Annotated in this window: 16 protein-coding genes; 9 read left to right on the top strand and 7 right to left on the bottom strand. The window is 45.0% G+C overall.

All coding sequences use genetic code 11. The annotated features are described in order from the left end of the window. Nucleotides 1-3: 3 nt before the first annotated feature. The gene (locus tag A8C56_RS19995) at nt 4-1,965 is read left to right on the top strand and encodes a SusD/RagB family nutrient-binding outer membrane lipoprotein (RefSeq protein WP_067760033.1); all 1,962 of its coding nucleotides are present in this window, start codon (nt 4-6) and stop codon (nt 1,963-1,965) included. 278 nt (nt 1,966-2,243) lie between these two features. Here A8C56_RS19995 and A8C56_RS25170 read toward each other — a convergent pair whose 3' ends face one another. From A8C56_RS25170 to mqnC, 7 genes are all read right to left on the bottom strand, one after another. Beyond that, the gene (locus tag A8C56_RS25170) at nt 2,244-2,573 is read right to left on the bottom strand and encodes an alkaline phosphatase (RefSeq protein ID WP_245645608.1); all 330 of its coding nucleotides are present in this window, start codon (nt 2,571-2,573) and stop codon (nt 2,244-2,246) included. A gap of 62 nt (nt 2,574-2,635) precedes the next feature. After that, nucleotides 2,636-2,977: an alkaline phosphatase family protein gene (locus A8C56_RS25165; RefSeq protein ID WP_245645606.1), complete on the bottom strand. Its 342-nt coding sequence runs from the start codon at nt 2,975-2,977 to the stop codon at nt 2,636-2,638. An 11-nt stretch (nt 2,978-2,988) separates the two neighbouring features. Next, a complete protein-coding gene (locus tag A8C56_RS19985; protein ID WP_067760032.1) occupies nt 2,989-3,474 on the bottom strand; it encodes an asparaginase domain-containing protein in 486 nt (161 codons plus the stop codon). A gap of 64 nt (nt 3,475-3,538) precedes the next feature. Next, nucleotides 3,539-5,155, bottom strand: coding sequence for a Na+/H+ antiporter (locus A8C56_RS19980; RefSeq protein WP_067760025.1), 1,617 nt, complete (start codon nt 5,153-5,155; stop codon nt 3,539-3,541). Nucleotides 5,156-5,240: 85 nt separating this feature from the next. After that, nucleotides 5,241-6,011: a DUF5995 family protein gene (locus A8C56_RS19975; protein WP_084490302.1), complete on the bottom strand. Its 771-nt coding sequence runs from the start codon at nt 6,009-6,011 to the stop codon at nt 5,241-5,243. 31 nt (nt 6,012-6,042) lie between these two features. Next, complete coding sequence (locus A8C56_RS19970) at nt 6,043-7,329, bottom strand: NAD(P)/FAD-dependent oxidoreductase (RefSeq protein ID WP_067760019.1); 1,287 nt, start codon at nt 7,327-7,329, stop codon at nt 6,043-6,045. A 200-nt stretch (nt 7,330-7,529) separates the two neighbouring features. Next, nucleotides 7,530-8,654, bottom strand: coding sequence for a cyclic dehypoxanthinyl futalosine synthase (gene mqnC, locus A8C56_RS19965; RefSeq protein ID WP_067760016.1), 1,125 nt, complete (start codon nt 8,652-8,654; stop codon nt 7,530-7,532). A gap of 282 nt (nt 8,655-8,936) precedes the next feature. Between mqnC and A8C56_RS19960 the strand changes: the two genes are divergently transcribed. The 8 genes from A8C56_RS19960 (at nt 8,937) to A8C56_RS19930 (ending at nt 18,248) form a co-directional block, all read left to right on the top strand. Continuing rightward, the gene (locus A8C56_RS19960) at nt 8,937-9,302 is read left to right on the top strand and encodes a HesB/IscA family protein (RefSeq protein WP_067760013.1); all 366 of its coding nucleotides are present in this window, start codon (nt 8,937-8,939) and stop codon (nt 9,300-9,302) included. Between the two features lie 29 nt (nt 9,303-9,331). Then, on the top strand, nt 9,332-10,285 hold the full coding sequence (locus A8C56_RS19955; protein ID WP_067760010.1) for a TerC/Alx family metal homeostasis membrane protein: 954 nt from the start codon (nt 9,332-9,334) through the stop codon (nt 10,283-10,285). 503 nt (nt 10,286-10,788) lie between these two features. Beyond that, nucleotides 10,789-13,272, top strand: coding sequence for a bifunctional UDP-N-acetylmuramoyl-tripeptide:D-alanyl-D-alanine ligase/alanine racemase (locus A8C56_RS19950; protein ID WP_067760007.1), 2,484 nt, complete (start codon nt 10,789-10,791; stop codon nt 13,270-13,272). Nucleotides 13,273-13,463: 191 nt separating this feature from the next. Further along, a complete protein-coding gene (locus A8C56_RS25160; RefSeq protein ID WP_245645604.1) occupies nt 13,464-13,757 on the top strand; it encodes a dioxygenase family protein in 294 nt (97 codons plus the stop codon). Beyond that, nucleotides 13,709-14,242 (top strand): dioxygenase family protein, encoded by a 534-nt coding sequence (locus A8C56_RS25155; protein ID WP_317041117.1) that lies wholly within the window; start codon nt 13,709-13,711, stop codon nt 14,240-14,242. Before A8C56_RS25160 ends, A8C56_RS25155 begins: the two co-directional genes overlap by 49 nt. Nucleotides 14,243-14,457: 215 nt before the next feature. Then, nucleotides 14,458-15,507 carry a Kelch repeat-containing protein gene (locus A8C56_RS19940; RefSeq protein ID WP_169818804.1) on the top strand — a complete coding sequence of 350 codons (1,050 nt, stop codon included), beginning with the start codon at nt 14,458-14,460 and terminating at the stop codon, nt 15,505-15,507. Between the two features lie 151 nt (nt 15,508-15,658). Further along, entirely contained in the window at nt 15,659-16,978 is a 1,320-nt protein-coding gene (locus A8C56_RS19935; protein ID WP_084490300.1) for a DUF4270 family protein, read from the top strand. Beyond that, a complete protein-coding gene (locus A8C56_RS19930; RefSeq protein ID WP_157098040.1) occupies nt 16,968-18,248 on the top strand; it encodes a hypothetical protein in 1,281 nt (426 codons plus the stop codon). The genes A8C56_RS19935 and A8C56_RS19930 overlap by 11 nt, the downstream gene beginning before the upstream one ends. Nucleotides 18,249-18,276 lie beyond the last annotated feature (28 nt).

Genomic DNA, 18,276 nt, shown 5'->3' with positions numbered 1-18,276 from the left:
GAAATGAAGCAAATAATAAAAAAAACGGCAATACTTACAACAGTGACGCTGCTGGCTGCATCCTGTAAAAAGTTTGAAGAAATTAATACAAATCCCGTTGCCGCAAATACTGACCAGGTTCAGGTGGAGTATTTTATTGACTACTCTATTGTGCACGCGCAGCAAAATCCGGATGTTTCGGAAAGAGGGTTTATCTTATACTGGCAGGCGGCTGGCCACCAGATCGGTGATGCGGATGGTGCTACTTTTTCGCAGGCAGGATATAACGACGGGTGGCTGACCAATTACTATAATAACCAGTCCAGTGCTTTAAATTATGCAAATAGTGCTATTGATGTAGCCAATCAACAGCTTGATAACAATACAGGAAAACTTTATACCAGTAACCTTTTACAGATTGCCCGTATATGGCGTGCCTATTTGCTGAGTGAAATGAGCGACTCCTTTGGTCCGATGCCTATAGAGGGTTTCCAAGGAGTGAATCCGGACTTTAAAGATGTGAAATCAGTTTACTATTATATGCTGGACGAGCTAAAAGATGCAAGTTCCAAGCTGGATATTACAGTAGAGGTGCCCAGCGATGTTAAGGCGAATGACCCTGTTTATGCGTTTGATTTTTCAAAATGGCAGGCTTATGCCAACTCTCTGCGCCTGCGGTTATCCATGCGGTTATCAGAAGTAGATCCTGCAAAAGCAAAGGCAGAATTTGAGGATGCTGCTAAAGGTGCCCTGCTTACAGATAATACCCAGATCTTTCAGGTGCAGGAGAAATCAGGATGGGATGATCTTTCCGGTGTATATACCCGCTGTTGGTACCTTTTACCTGAGGGAGTAACCTTTGACAACCTGGTTAAAAATCTGGGAGGTATTAAGTCAGAAGATCAGCTTCCGAATATTGTAACTGATGCTACGAAACGCGCTCAGGCTATTGCTAATATTAAACCAGCCAATTATGTAGGGCAATATTATCCTGTACAGCTTACTACAAAAACAAACAACCCTACATCAGCCTATTGGCTCGATGGCTTACCCTATACAATAGATCCGCGTGCCTACCAGATCTTTTATATGCCCGGGAACAGTTCTGATGCCTCTTTTCCAAGCGGCACCTGCGGTGCCGTTGATGCCGGCACCGTTGATACTCTTAAAGATTTGAGTGGGAAAAAAGTAAAGGGAATGGACGCAAAATTTACCTGGAATCCTATTCCTGATGGAAACTGGGGCGCAAAGGGAGGTGTTGTAAATGCAATTAATCCTTTTGTAAGTATAGGCAACTCTAATGGTAAAGTTCCCAGTCTGAAAAATCAGTTCAGGACCCAAAATGCCAAACGCGTTTTCTTTGCTCCCTGGGAAACCTATTTTCTGCTGGCTGAAGGTGCTGTTCGTGGCTGGTCTACTCCCGTGGATGGGAAAACCGCTTATGAAAAGGGAATCTCGAGCAGTTTCGAATACTGGGGCGTTTCCAGCTACCTTTCAGCATACCTTACCTCAACAGATTATAACAGAGCAGGCACATCGGTGAGCTGGAGTCATACTGCCGAGCCCGGCGGATCCCGCACCATGAACTATGTGGATGGTATTAGCGGTACAGCAGGAACAGTTAATATAAACTATCCCGTTAATAGCTTATATAAAGGAGGTGCTGTCAGAAACGACCAGCTTACAAAAATTATTACACAAAAATTTATAGCACAGACCCCCTGGTTACCGCTTGAAACCTGGAGTGATCACAGAAGATTGGGGCTGCCGTTTTTTGAAAATGTAGTGCTTGAAAGTCCTATAACCACTTTGCCGGATTTAACTGCATCTAATTACACAACAAGCAGTATAAAATTTTTCCCGCAGAGAATGAAATATCCTTCAAGCCTGCAAAACAGTAACATTAATGGTTATAACCAGGCTGTTACTGCTTTGGGTGGTGCTGATGCTGTTTTAACTCCTTTATGGTGGGCGCAACAGAAATAAAAATCCTATTTACTAAAAAGACAACGGCCGTTTAAAAAGACGGCCGTTTTTATGCTGGTATGTATTCATTGCTGGTCTTGTACGGACCGGGACCAGAACGTGCCCAAGAGCAAAGTACCATGGCATCATAATTAGCGGAATGCTTCTTTAACGGGCCGGCCCCTCCAGCTTTGAGGTGCTTTCAGTTTTAACAGCCACGCTATTGTTGCCGCCGTATCATAAGTGATAATGGTATTCGTTAACTGATATCCCTTTTTGACCCCGGGCCCGTAAATGATTCAGGGTATCTGCACTTCATCAAGCGATTTGCCTCCATGCCCCTTGCCTTTGCCCCCATGATCTGCTGTTACAATAATGATTGTTTCCGCTGCTATACCGGCGTCTTTTACAGCGTCTGCAATTTTGCCGATGCGCGTATCTACCCGTTTCAGCTCTGCATAATATTCCGGTGTGCGATGACCAATGGCATGCCCTACGCCATCGGGCTGATCAAGATGAATGAAGGTAAGCACCGGTTTTTTGGACCGGATAACAGTGGCAGCAGTATCCGCACAAAAATCGTCATTATCATTGCCTGCCACCCGGATAGTGGTAACCGCTTTTTCCACAAGCGGGCCAATACCCGGCCAGCTATAAACAAGCGCGGATAAAGCATCCGGCTTTTGCTCTTTTAAAATGCTGAAAACAGAGGGGAATAACCCATACCGGCTGGTATCTGCGGAAGGTATTTCGGGAATGGCACTGTTCCAGTATATCCGTGTACTGTAGGCCCGGCACCCATTAACAGGGAAGCCCAGTTAACAGCACTGGAAGAAGGCAGCACTGAACGTGCTTTTAAGGACCAGGCTCCTTCCTGCATCAGAGTTTTTAAACGGGGCATGCCGGCATTTGGTAAAGCATAAGCCCCAAACCCGCCACATCCGATCAGTACCACATATTCTACCCGGGATGGCTGAGCGTATACTACGGCCATTAACAGCAACCCTGCCAGGGTTGAAAAAACTCTGATCATTTTTTTTGATTTTATACCGCTTCAAATATCCCGGTTTCCCGGTTCTTGCGAACATGATTGGCGGGAAAGTAGCGCCCGTTCATGGCTACGTAAACGCCGTGGGGCAGGGATTGTACAAAAGCAATGGCGCTGCCCAGGTTAAACAGCCCGTCAGAGCTGCCAAATTTAATGGGGATCATGGCACCTGTAAGCACTATGGTTTTATTTTTTACGCGTTGTGCAATCAGTTGTGCAGTTACAGACATGGTATCTGTACCATGTGTGATCACGATCTGGTCTTCCTCACTTTGCTCACACTGGTAAGCGATCAGTTCCCTGTCTTCCTCTGTCATTTCAAGACTATCAACCATCATCAGTGTCCGGATCTCAACAGGTACGGTGTTGCGCCCTTTTTCAAGCAGTTCATGCAGGTGCGTATCCTTAAAATACAGTTCACCGTTCAGCATATTATACTCTTTGTCAAATGTACCTCCTGTAATAAAAATTCTTATCGCCATGGTGCAAAGCTATTCTATTTCATCAGAATGGCTTTACAAAAATTATGATGAATTCCTTTGAAAGCTAAAGCGTATTGCTTCTGAGCCTTGCTTCTTCCAGGTCCAGCTCATACTCCTTTTCCTTGATCAGCTCTTCATCAAAGTCGCCATTGATCCTGTAGGATACCAGCTCCCCGCGCCGTATATCTACCAGCTCCAGCAGGAGGTACTGGAAGCGCTCCTGCTTTTTATCCTCAGCTGTAGCACCTGCGCCGTCTGTTTGACCGTGCAGTTTGCTTTGAGCCACCTCAATCATGCGGCTGTAGCGATTGCGCAGGATCCTGAACGGTTCATTCTCTTTGAGCTCATGGGCGTAATTGGAATCAATGTATTGTAAGCAGGCCTGTGCCAACTGCAGCTTTAGCTGCTCCTCTTCCTTTCTTCTTATGGCACTGTTGCTGTCCTCAATTTTCAGCAACCGGATAATAGGTGTAATGGTTAATCCCTGAACCACCAGCGTAATAAGGATGACCACAAATGTTATAAACAGGATCAGGTTCCGGTAAGGAAATTCTGTTTTGCCCGTTAAATAAAAAGGGATGGATAAGGCAGCTGCTAATGATACCACGCCTCTCATGCCACACCAGGCGATCAAAAATTTTTCTTTGGCAGTGGGTATATAATAGTGCGATGTATTTTTTGGGGTAAGCTTTTCTCTTAAATAAGTAATAGTATAAACCCATACAATACGGATCACTATTACAGCGGCGCTGATGATCAGCCCATAATACAGGGCTTCTTTTACCGTATTATGTGTAAAATTGCTGATAATATAGGGCATCTGTAACCCTATAAGAACGAAAATGAACCCGTTCAGGAGAAATCCGATGGTGTTCCAGATACCGGCAAGATTCAGCCGGGATGCATAGGTTAACGTGTCATGCGCATGGTAGCTCAGAAAGAGCCCGCCGACAACCACTGCAAGCACCCCTGAAAAATGCAGATTTTCCGCTGCCAGGTACATTACATAAGGGGCTACCAGCGTAAGCGCCGCATCTATGACCGGCGTGGTCGGAAAATATTTATGAATAATGGAAACGATAAAAGCAATAGCCAGCCCGATGACAATGCCCATGCAGGATACCAGGAAAAAAGACCGGGTTGCATCCCAGAAACTGAAAGTATGTGTAAGCACCGCAGCCAGTGCAAAATGGAAAACAATAAGGCTGGATGCGTCATTTACAAGGCTTTCCCCCTCCAGCAGGTGTACAACGCTTTTAGGCACTTTTAGTTTGTTAAGTACAGATGTGGCAGCTACCGCATCCGGCGGGGAAATGATGCCCCCCAACACAAATCCAAGGGCAAGATCAAACCCCGGAATGAGGACATGGGATAAATAAGCAATGAGTAATGCTGTAAAAAATACCAGGCCAAATCCTAATGTGGCAACGGATGATCGCATTCCCCAGAAATCAGCCCAGGGTATTTGCCATGCGGCGGAAAAGAGGATCGGGGGCAAAAAGATCAGGAAGATCAGCTCCGGGTTGATTCTTATACGGGGCATTCCCGGCAAAAGGCTGATGGCCAGCCCGGCAATGACCAGAAAAATGGGATAAGGTATGCGTAATTTGCTGCTCAGCATTGTGAGCATTGTAATTACAAATAACATTGCCAGGATAAGCAAAAGGCTGTTTTCGATCATGGTTTAAAATACGAAAGTTCTTGTTGCCGGCAGCAACAATGCCTGTTATTTTTACTGAACTCATCCCTTATTGCCGCTCCTGATGTTAATCCTGGTTAAGAAAAGCAATGTTTTGGGCCACGTCCTTTTGTTCCGTGCGAAGCACCAGGTTGGTCAGTACAGACGCTGCTGCGCCTGGTTGCAGAATTTTTTGCGCCACGCTGTCTACCACGTTGTCACAGGTGTTGATGAGGGGTGTTTCATTTGCGTTTCCAGCTTCGCAAAACAGCAAAGCATTGGCCCAGGCAGCCTCCCGGGCTTTCGAAATGCTGAAATTTAGTACGGCATTGGTCTGTTCGGGATCTACCAGCTCAATAAAACGCATGGGGAATGCGATCTTTGAAAGATCGGATTGAACCGATTTAAAAAAACCGGCAATAATGGTATTGATTTTCAGGTAATCATTATAAAGCGATCCGATGGTTTCAGGCGTGCTGATCTGCGCCGCGGCAATAGCCAGGTCTAAGTTAATATGCGCGTTCATTCCCAGCAGCAGGTGCTGTAAAACGATGAGATCATCGGAAACGGCCGCTTCAAATGCGGTTTTCCAGCATTTGCAGGGCATTTCCCCGTTTGTAAATTGGTTATAAGCCGCCAGGTAACGATTGGCAAAAACCACATCCAGTGTTTCCATGCGGGAACCGTCATCAAAGACCCCGTTGCCGATGCCTTCCTGCACGCCTATCGTCATTTTACGGTAAAGCGCCGCAAAATAACCGGTGCGGGAAGCTTTTAGGATGCAGTTGGCAATGATCTGGTCCAGCAGGGACACAACGTCTGTAATAGTAGCAGCAACCAAGGAAATGGATTTTTCCAAAGATACCAAATCTATGGGGTATGATGATGGCTTACCCGTTTTTTGACGGCTTGCGGTCTTCTGCTTTTATGATCATGCGGAAATACTGGTCCATTGTAAAATAAGCACCTACCCAGTTGTATAATGTTCTTAAACGATTGCGGAAATTTAACAGGGACATTACATGTATAAATAACCAGATCATCCAGGCAATAAACCCGTTAAAATGCAGCTTGGGTTTCTGAAGATCCGCAACGGCCTTATTGCGCCCGATAATGGCCATGGTTCCTTTATCATTATACCGGAAGGGCGTCCAGGATTCAACGGGGCGCACCAGGTTCCTGCCCAGATTCTTTGCCTGTTGGATGGCTACCTGCGCCAGTTGGGGATGCCCGTTGGGAAATGGCGGGTCGGTTGTTTGAAAACAGGTGTCTCCCAGTGCATAAATATTGGAGTAGCCGTTGATCTTATTGAATGCATCCACTGTTATTCGTTTTCCGCGCCCGTAGGCTTCCGCCGGGATACCCTCAAAAGCTCTGGCGGTTACACCGGCAGCCCAGATGAGCGTAGTAGTAGGTATAACGGTACCGTCAGAAAGAAAAACAGTATCGTCTTTAAAGTCTTTTACGGTTACACCCAGTTTTATGATCACGCCCAGTTTTTCAAGGGATTCTTTTGAATACTTTTGCGATTTTTCCGACATCGGCCCCAGAACCGCATTTCCACCATCTACCAGGTAAATTTTGCCTACCTGGCGGCCGGCCAGCTCCGGGTAGTCTTTTTGAACGATCTTGGTGCGCATTTCTGCAAACATACCGGAAAGCTCCACGCCGGTAGGGCCGCCTCCCGCAACCACTATAGTGGCCAGTTTTTTTATCCGGTCAATATCACTGATACGGGTAGCTTCTTCCAGGCGGTTCAGCAGGGTATTGCGCATATAGAGCGCATCGCTTAAGGTTTTCATGGGGAGCGCCTCCCGCTCTACATTCTCCATTCCAAAAAAATTACTTTCTGCCCCGGTTGCCAGCACCAGGTAATCGTAAAACAATTCTCCGTTGGAAAGAATGACCTTGTTTTCCTGGGGCACAATTTTCAAAAGCTCTGCCATCCTGAAATGCACATTGTGCTTTCCCCTGAGGAAACGGCGGAACGGATAGCTGATGCTGGAGGGCTCCAGGAAGCCGGTGGCCACCTGGTATAACAGCGGGGGAAAGAAATTATAATTATTTTTATCAACCAGCGTTACTTCAATGCCGGGTTTATTCTTTAAGGCCATTACCAGGTTTAGTCCGGCAAATCCGCCGCCGATGATAATTAACTTTTTTGAGCTTTTGTTCATAGTAGATCAGGTTTTGTGTTCCATGAATGAGATAAATTGAGGCTCATAGTTCATGGCTTATAGTTCATAGCGGAGAACGGAATATAGGAATCATCTTTAAAAATACATCATGGTTTCACGTACATTTTGTAGTTATGCCAGGAGCCATACATTATGGTCTGGCTGCCATGAACGATGACCTATCTGCTATGAGCCGCTGCTTAATAATCCACTACCTGCTCAACAATGGTCTCAGGTATCTTTCGCCATTCGTATTTCTGTGTGCGAAGCTGTGGCTCAAAGCCGGCTTCACGAATGGCTTCCTGTATGGATTTGTAGGTGAACCGGTGCGGGGCTCCTGCGGCGCTTACCACGTTTTCCTCAATCATTATGCTTCCGAAATCATTAGCGCCTGCCTGTAAGCATACCTGCGCCGTAGCCTTCCCTACGGTAAGCCATGATGCCTGGATGTTTTTAATATTGGGCAGCATAATCCTGCTTAGGGCCACCATTTTAATATATTCTTCGGTTGTTGTCAGGTTATGTACCCCGCGTATTCTTGTCAGCAGCGTGTCTACATCCTGGAAGGTCCAGGCAATAAATGCCAGGAACCCGTTTGTTCCTTCAGGCTTGCGGCTTTGTACTTCCCTTATTTTAATCAGGTGCTCAAAGCGCTCTTCAATGGTTTCCACGTGGCCGAACATCATGGTTGCGGAAGTGGTAATATCCAGCTTATGGGCCTCATGCATAATATCCAGCCATTCCTGTGCCCCGCATTTTCCTTTACTGATAAGGCGGCGCACACGGTCTACCAGTATTTCCGCGCCTGCGCCCGGCAAAGAGTCCATACCGGCAGCTTTTAATGCCTGCAACACCTCCTTGTGAGTACTTTTTTCCAGCTTGGTAATATGGGCTACTTCAGGAGGCCCTAAAGCGTGTAAACGGATATCAGGAAATTCGGCCTTGATCTGCCGGAAAGTATCTACATAAAACTGAAGGCCCAGATCTGGATGGTGCCCCCCCTGCAACAGCAACTGGTCTCCGCCATATTTAATGGTTTCCTCAATTTTCCGGCGGTAGGTAGGCATATCTGTTATATATGCCTCCGGATGGCCGGGTATGCGGAAAAAATTACAAAACTTGCAATTGGCAATGCAAACATTGGTCGTGTTTACATTACGGTCGATCTGCCAGGTTACTTTACCATGGGGAACCTGCTTTTTACGCAGTTCATCTGCAATGAACATCAGCTCTGCAAGGGGCGCGTTATGATACAAAAAGACGCCCTCTTCCGCACTTAAAAACTCAAACGCCGCTGCTTTTTTATAAAGATCCTGTAAATCCATGATTTTTAAAATAAGTGTAAAAATACAACACATCTGCGGAATAGAAGTTTTAATAAACAGCTATTTTGCCTTGGCCGGCAGCAGCACCTGCTGATCCCTGTTTACATAACTTTATAGGTATCAGTTTTTTCCGAGGCTTTGTCCGGGCGTATGACAGCGTAAGACGATTACCGTTCTTGCATCGTTGCCGGTTCTGAGCTATCTTTGCCTTGACAGAAAACAGTAAAAACTGAACCTTTCCGGTGGCTATGCTGTTTTTATTAGTTCTGATAAAAGAAAAAAATGACTGAAATTGCAAAAAATACAATCCCCGGTAATATTTACGTAAGTGAAAGTGCAAAAAAACGTATTAAAGAGATTCTTGCTGAAAAAGAGGCAGCGGATGAGGCCGGTTATTTTTTGCGGGTAAGCGTTGTAAGCGGAGGTTGCTCCGGCCTTAGCTACCGGCTGGATTTTGACAAAGAGCAAAAACCTATGGACCAGGTGTTTGAAGATAATGGCGTTAAAGTAGTTACCGATATGAAAAGCCTGCTTTACCTGCTGGACACTACCCTTGAGTTTTCTGAAGGGTTAAGCGGTAAAGGTTTTTATTTTAATAACCCCAATGCATCCAGAACCTGTGCCTGCGGGGAAAGCTTTGCCGTTTAAACAAAAATCCACGCACAAAAACTCAATAAATGACACATGAACAAATCACGTACCTTGTTTTTGGGGTAGTGATCGTATTTGCGCTGATCTTTGATCTGGGATTACTGAGCAAACGAAATAAGGTGGTAACGATCCGGCAGGCGCTGCTGCAAACCGTTTTCTGGGTCATCCTGTCGCTGTGTTTTTTTGTATTTGTATGGTGGGAAGATGGCAAAACCTTCGCTTTTGAATATATCAGTGCCTACCTTATGGAATGGAGCCTCAGCATTGATAATATATTTGTTTTTATCCTTATATTTTCAGCCTTTGACGTAAAACAAAAACACTACGGCCGTGTTTTGCTCATTGGTATTTTAATGGCTATTGTTTTGCGCATTATTTTTATTACGCTGGGCGTTGCGCTGGTACAGCGTTTTAACTGGGTACTCTATATTTTTGGCGCCTTCCTGCTTTATACGGGCATTAAGATGTTTGCTTCCAAAGAGGATGGAAAAGAAAAAGATCCCCATGATTATGCTATTTATAAATGGATCAAAAAAGTGATTCCCCTGGTGCCGCATGATGGCAACGGTAAATTTGCCGTTCATGAAAACGGAAAGAAAAGATATACTCTGCTGTTTGTGGTGGTGCTGATGCTGGCGGGCATTGACCTGGTATTTGCATTGGATTCCATACCGGCAGTAATGGGTATTTCCAGGCACCCGATGATCATTTACACCTCTAATATTTTTGCCGTTTTAGGGCTGCGCTCCCTGTTCTTCCTGTTAAGGGGCGCCGTAAATAAATTCGATTACCTGCAGCAGGGCATCGCAATTGTGCTGGTATTTATAGGCGCAAAAATGCTGGGGGAGCATTGGTTGAACCAATGGCTGCCCAAAGAACAGCAGGTAGTTTTATCATTGGGAGTGATCGTTTTATGCATTACCGGAAGTATCCTTTTTTCTATCTATAAGAAAAAGAAAGAAATTCCGGATAATGGTTAAGAAGGCTGAAGCCCGCTGCCGGGTGGCGGTAAAACAGTAATTGGCCAAAAATGCACGAATAATACTCATTGCACCTCTGTAAACCGATATTATAGATCCTCCGGTAAGCCGGAATTGGCCTGGCAGGCATATAAGCTATTCAGGCCTGAAAATAAAAATCTCTTTCGTATAAAAATAAAACGAAGGTCCCGGTTCTGATAATTAGAGTTGCTGAAACTTTTTTAAATCGCTCCGCCGGAAGCAGATTAAGGTCATTGTAAAAGTGCTTTTACCAAAATACTGGTAAAAAAACAGCAGCCCTTGAAACAGGGCTCCATAGGAGCGGCCTGTTTGTTATTCATTCTGAAAGTTTCAACAAGTTTATTCAGACCATACGCCTCAGGCACCTGTTCGTATATTATTTTGATATGATTTTTACTGATTCAATTGATTTGTGGATTCGTGGCTGATTTATGTGACCACCAGTACTCCATACAATAATCAATTTGGTTTAAATTTGTGTTGTGGTTAATCCCGGATATTCTATTCAGCAAATAGCAGCCATTTTAGGTCTTCAGAACATTCCTGATGTCAATAAAGGTTTTGTAAATACTCTTCTTACAGACAGCCGTAAACTAACCAGCCCTTCCACTTCTTTGTTTTTTGCCTTGCAGGGTCCGCAGCGTAACGGGCATGTTTTTGTACCCGAGTTGTATAAAAAAGGAGTGCGCTTTTTTGTTATTTCCCGGGATATTGACGAAACGCTTTACCCCGGTTCCGTCTTTTTTAAGGTAGCAGATCCGTTACAATCCCTGCAGAAAATAGCCGCTGCCCACCGGCACCGGTTTGCTGTTGATGTTATTGGTATTACCGGCAGTAACGGGAAAACAGTGGTAAAAGAATGGCTGTATCAATTGTTACAGCCGTATAAAAATATTGTGCGCAGTCCTAAAAGCTATAATTCACAATTAGGAGTTCCCTTAAGCATATGGCAAATGAGCCCGGAAAATGATCTGGCCGTTTTTGAGGCCGGCATCAGCAAACCCGGGGAAATGGAACAATTACAGGAAATCATTGACCCTACCATTGGCGTGCTTACCAATATAGGGCTGGCGCACAGTGAAGGCTTTGTAAACGATGCGCAAAAGCTTTCTGAAAAACTACAACTGTTTAAAACAGCAAAGGTGGTCATTGCCAATGGCGACAGTGAATTGATTACCTGGGGTGCCCGGCAGCTGAACAGGCCCCTTTTTTCCTGGGGAAAGGCAGCGCACAATAATGTACAGGTTCTTGCGGTACACACCACAGGCGCGTATGCTGTGATCCGGTTAAAAGAAAAAGAAGGCAGCGATTTTAATATAGAAATTCCTTTCTCAGACAATGCTTCTGTTGAAAACGCCATTATCTGCGCCACGGTATTATTGTACCTGAAATTTGCGCCTTCTGTTATTGCTTCGGGAATGAAGGCCCTGCAGCCGGTAAACATGCGGATGGAGTTTAAACAGGGGATCAATAACTGCGTGATCATTAATGACAGCTACAGTGCTGATCTGACCTCGCTGGAAGTGGCATTGCAGTTTCTGCAGCAGCAGTCAAAAGGAAAAAAGAAAACGGTCATTCTTTCTGATTTTTTTGAAAATGATGCCAATGACCGGCAGTTATACCAATCTATATATCAATTGCTGAAACGGTATGATATTAACCGGCTGATCGGCATCGGGGAAAAAATGCAGCTGTTATTTCCGTTATTGCTTACAGAAGAAGAAACCATGGAAGCCTCCTTTTTTTTAAGCACAAAAAAATACCTGCAGCAGTATCACAGCACGCAATACCGGGACGAATACATTCTGGTAAAAGGCGCACGCAGGTTCGGTTTTGAACGCATTGTTACGCTGCTGGAGCAGAAAGTACATGAAACAGTGCTGGAAATAAACCTGGATGCGGTTGCTCATAACCTGAAAGCTTTTCAACAGTTATTAAAACCTGGTGTAAAGCTGATGGCAATGGTAAAAGCATTTGCTTATGGAAGTGGTGCAGCTGAAATAGCCAGCGTGGTCCAGTTCCACAAGGCAGATTACCTGGGTGTTGCTTATGCGGATGAAGGTGTGGAGCTGCGGAAAGCAGGTATTACCATTCCCATTATGGTGCTGAATGTGGAGGAAAGCGCTTTTGATGCGATCACGGATTATAACCTGGAGCCGGATATTTTCAGCTTTGAGTTGCTGAACGCTTTTGAGCAACATATAAAAAGCGCCGGATTAAAGAACTATCCGGTTCATATTGAAGTAGAAACCGGGATGAACCGTTCCGGCTTTGCTGTTGCGGATATTTCCGTGCTGGCGGACCGGTTAACCGGTAATGAATTTATAAAAGTACAGTCCTGCTTTTCGCATTTAGCCGCCAGCGAAGACAAGGTGGAAGATGCCTTTACGCTGCACCAGTTTGAGTTGCTGAAAAAAGCAACGGATATACTTGAAGCGGGCCTGAGCTATACTTTTATCAGACATATTGCCAATACTTCGGCTATTATGCGCTTTCCTGAATTACAGCTGGATATGGTGCGGCTGGGGATTGGTTTATATGGAATAGCCGGCAATGATAAAATACCGCTGCAAACCGTTGCCACATTAAAAACAACCATTTCCCAGATCAAAAGAATAAGGAATGGGGAAACGGTAAGCTACAACCGGCGGGGCATTGCAAAAGAAGACTCCGTTATTGCTACGATCCGTATTGGCTATGCAGATGGCTATAGCCGCCGCCTGGGAAACGGGGTAGGAAAGGTTTGGGTAAACGGGCAGCTGGCACCGGTAATAGGTACTGTATGTATGGATATGACTATGATTGATATTACCCATATCCCTGAGGTGAAGGAGGGCGATGATGTAATTGTATTTGGAGAAGCCGTTCCGGTACAGCAACTGGCAGAATGGATCGGTACTATTCCTTATGAAATTATGACGGGCATTTCCCAGCGGGTAAAACGGGTGTATTATGGGGAAGGGTAAGTAACACACTGAAAGCGGATAAATTTTAATACTCCGGAAGTACTCTGGAAGAAAAGCTGTAAGCGAGTGCAAGGTATACATGTAGCGAATACTCCAGGAGCTTTTTTATGAAATACAATTCATGTTAAGGAAACAATAATGGAACTAAAGGTCTGAATAAAATAGCCGTTTCATTAGGCAATACACCCAAAATGCCAGGGCTGTTCTTAGGACATGGAAGCCCCATGAATGCTATTGAAGAAAATGAATTTGTACAGGGCTTCCGTACTATTGAAAAAGAAATTCCAAAGCCCGGTGCCATTCTTTGCATAAGCGCACACTGGGAAACAAAAAGTACTTTTTTAACGGCGATGGAAAAGCCACCTACCATTCATGATTTTGGCGGTTTTCCCAAAGAGCTGTTTGAGGTACAGTATCCGGCTCCCGGGATCCCGGACTGGCGGCAGCAACAAAAGCGCTGGTTAAAGGAGCAGAACTGGAACTAACCACTCAATGGGGGCTGGATCATGGCGCCTGGAGCGTGATCAAACACCTGTACCCAAAAGCAAACATACCTGTAATTGAAATGAGCCTGGATTATTATAAAACACCACAAGCGCACTATAAGCTGGCTGGGGAATTAAAAAAATTACGGGAAAAAGGGGTGCTGATCATTGGCAGCGGGAATATGGTGCATAACCTGCGGCAGGTGGCATGGGATAAATTGAATGCGGATGATTATGCATATGACTGGGCACGGGAAGCAAAAGAAAAAATGAATCAATTTATTCTTAATGGTGATCACCAATCATTGATCCGTTATGATAAGCAGGGCGCGGCCTTCCTGCTTTCCATTCCTTCTCCGGAGCATTATATGCCATTGCTGTATGCATTAGCGTTAAAAGATAACAGGGATGAAATAAAGCTTTTTAATGATAAGGCTGTGGCAGGATCGTTAACAATGACTTCTGTAAAAATAGGCGTAAGATAACTACCCTTTAATAGATCGGAAAAAGCCGGGGTACCAACAGTGCCCCGGCTTTTGTATGCAGGAAACACCTATTGATGCGGGAAGTGTTGCCGGCACTCCTGTCCTGCTAAGATCTGCTTTTGTCCCACTGGGTAATGTTTTTGTCCTGCCCGGTCTTATTAACTTTTTATTTACGAAAAAATGCTGCCATTTTGCTGGTAAATAGGACTACAGATATGATGATTCTTAAAAGACTACGATCTCCCAAAACAAGGTTACTTATAGCTGCGGTAGTTGCAATAGTGTTAATAAGCGGTTGCTCTAAAGATACATCTTCCACAACGCTTACCGGCGATTGGGCTGTGTCTTTTGAGTATGAAGGGGTAGGCCGTACAGATGCCGTAAGTTTTACAATTGGGGATCTGGTTTATGTAGGATTGGGCTATAACGGCACAGACCGGCTGAATGATTTTTGGGCATTTCAAAAATCCACCGGTACCTGGAAGCGGGTAGCCACATTTCCGGGCGATGCAAGAAATTCAGCCGTTGCCTTTACAATAAATGGAATAGGCTATGTGGGCACGGGTTTTAATGGCACTGATAAACTAAGCGATTTCTGGTCTTACAATCCTTCCTCAGATTCCTGGGCAAAAGTGGCGGACCTGGCTGCTTTCGGCGGAACAGCACGTTATGGGGCCGTTGGTTTTTCAATCGGTAATAAAGGATATATAGCAACAGGATACGATGGAAACTATTTAAAGGATTTATGGGAGTATGACCCTGCAACCAACAAATGGCAGCAAAAGGCCAGCCTGGCAGGCTCTAAAAGGACCGATGCGGTAGCCTTTGTTTATAACAATAAAGCCTACCTGGTAACGGGGGTGAATAATGGCAGCTATCTGACCGATTTTTATTCTTATGATCCGTCTGCAGATGCCTGGACGCGGTTAAGAAATATTAATTCTTCTGATGACGACAATTCTTATGATGATGATTATGGATCCAATATTATGCGGAGCAATGCTGCCGTGTTTGTTTTGAGCAATAAAGCCTATTTGTGCTGCGGGGAAAGAAGCGGGGTAATCGGTACCGTGTGGGAATATAATATCGATAGCGATCTGTGGACCCAGAAAACGTCCTTTGAAGGTGCAGCCCGGCAGGGAGCCATCGGTTTTTCAGTAGACGGGGCGGGGTACATCACTACCGGAACCAGTGGCAGTTCCTGGTATGATGATCTGTGGCAGTTTTATCCCGATGCGGACCAGAACTCCAACAACAACTATTAACATTCAGCAGGAATATAAATTTTTGTGCTTCACTAATAGCATAGAAGCATAATTCAGGGAATGGGCAGTTAATATTCCTATTAATTGCCCTTTTTATTAAAAAAACGTTAACCACGTTACTACTATTTCGTGGTATATCTATAAAAGGTATATGAGGATAACGGGTATTTGTATATTAATGGTACTGGGCATGTTTTGGGCATGCAACAAAGCAGATGTCCTTTTTACGGATAGCTCCATAACGGAAGACCCGAACGTTACGTATTGGGATAACTATGCCGTAGCCCTCAGTACCTACAAGCTGGATACCTTTGCAACCACCGGCGATAGCCTGTTTGTGCTGGGCACACACGCTGATCCTCTTTTTGGAAAAACCAGTGGAATGGCATTTGCCGAGATCAATCACCCGTCTCAAAATCCGCTTAAAGACCAGAATGTGATACTGGACTCTGCCGCTGTTGTTTTGGTGCCCAATGGAAACTATTATGGAGATACTACCGCGCCCTTCCGGCTGAATGTATATAAGCTCACCAGGTTGATAGGGGACGATACCGCTTCCAGTGCCACCTATTATAACCCGGCAACTATTGCTTATGATAACAGCAATGCAATAGCTACCATCAATACACGGGTAGCGCCATTAAGAAAAGACTCCCTGTTCTTAAAACTGGCAGATGATTTTGCTCAGGATCTTTTTGACCAGATCAGGAACAATGTAAACATTAGCAGCAATCAGAACAGTTTCAGAACTTATTTAAAAGGAATCTGCATTGCAACGGACAGCAGCTATAATAAGGCCCTGTTCCAGTTCCGCGGGGCTTCCGGTGCGGGGCTTATAAGAATTTATTATACATTAAAAGGGCTGTACAATGAGCACAAATATTTTGACCTTACTTATAATGCTTCCAAGCAGTTCAATCATTTAAGCTATAATTATACAGGAACCCCAATGGCTTCTTTTTCCCCGCTGAAATCAACTATAACGGAAAGCACGGAAATGCAAAATACCGCATTGCTCAGCAACTATTTGCCTTCCTATATTAAAATAACGTTTCCGGACATTCTGAACGTAAAGCAAACCTATCTTTATGTAAAAGTAGTAAAGGCCGTTCTGGAAATAAGGGTCAATAGCACCGGTAACGCCTACCCTTATCAGTTGCCGGGGCAATTGTGGCTTTACATCAGTAATCTTAATAACCAGGTGAGCGCTGTGGTAACTGATCCTTTAGATGCGCAGACTCCCCAGACCGGCAACCTGGTGGTCAATAGCCTGGTAGAAAACGGCACCAAATACACGTTTGATATTACCAGTTATATTAATACCCTAATAGATGAAGGGCGTTTTTCCACCAAAGCGCTCCTGTTAAGTGCGGTTAACAATAATTATAAAAGTGAAACATCAAGACTGGCGGTCTTCAATAAAGCGGATGATCCGGATATACGACTGAAATTATATGTACTTGGGCTATAGTTCACATAAAGCGGGGGTTTTAATTGTGGGTATCCTGTTGCTTACGCAACTGCTGGGTATGCAAAAGGCAAAGGCGCAAAACGTTACTTCGCCTTATTCCATACTGGGTATTGGGGATATAGATACAAAAGATGTGGGCCGGTATTCTGTAAGCGGCAGTACTGGTATCTCCCGCCGCAACGCAATCAGCTATAATTTTTCCAACCCGGCATCCCTTACATCGCTGGCGCCCAAAGTAATGAATTTTGAACTGATGGGCAGCGGGCGGATAAGTGCCTTTAAATCTGTTGGTCAGGACACTTTATCGGCTGTGAGCAAAGACTTTGTTATTAGGCGTATCACTATGGCGTTCCGGAATTCTGCCAAGACAGCGTTTGCCTTTGGCCTCAGGCCTTATAGCTCCGTAAACTACAAATATGAGCTGCCCAATGCGGTTTACAGCGATGGAACTGCCGGCTATTCCAAAACAATAGAAGGTTCAGGCGGCATTAACCAGGTGTATGGCTCCTTTGGGTATGTACTGGGGGAAAACTGGTCTGCCGGTATTACCGCTTCCTATTTATTTGGCAGCACCCAAAAAAATACAACGTATACAGATGCGCTGCTCAACCTGGATATAACAAAGGAAGAATACAGTTTTTATAGCGGAGCATCTGTATTGGGCGGCCTACAGTATTACACCCGCCCCGGCAAAAGATGGCAACACACGGTGGGGCTTACAGTGTCAGCAGGAACCAGCCTGAAAGGATATGCAAAGACCGATTATGTACAGGCGGACAGTATTTTTTTAACGCAGAGCGATGGAAAAGCGCTGTTTAAAATGCCGGTAAGCGCAGGGCTTGGGTACACGGCAACCAACCGGCAGGGGTTAAGTATTTCGCTGGAAGCAGATTATTATCACTGGCCATACCAGGTAATTAATTATACAAACTCTTATACAGCACCTTCTGTACGCTTTGCCGCAGGTTGGGAATATGCCAAGCAGGCTCAATATACATTAACAAACACATCGTATGAAAAGTATTACCTGGGCATGGGGTTAAACGCGCAGAACAGCTATTTTTATCTGAATGGGGCTAAAATATGGGAGTATGCAGTAACCATGGGTGGCGGGTATAATCTGTCAGGGAATCTTTACCTGCATACGGGGCTGGAATTTGGGCTGCGCGGGTTCAGCAGCGCGGGCCAGGTGCAGGAGCGCTATACCCGGTTTACATTAGGGTTTACTATTAAGGACATCTGGTTCCGGTCAAGGCTTGGCGGAAACTGATATCCGGTAACGGCATATGCATTCTGTT

The sequence above is a fragment of the Niabella ginsenosidivorans genome, from assembly GCF_001654455.1.
Lineage (GTDB): Bacteria > Bacteroidota > Bacteroidia > Chitinophagales > Chitinophagaceae > Niabella > Niabella ginsenosidivorans.
Note: the sequence above shows the minus strand (reverse complement) of the source record. Positions and strands in the feature narration are given on the sequence as shown.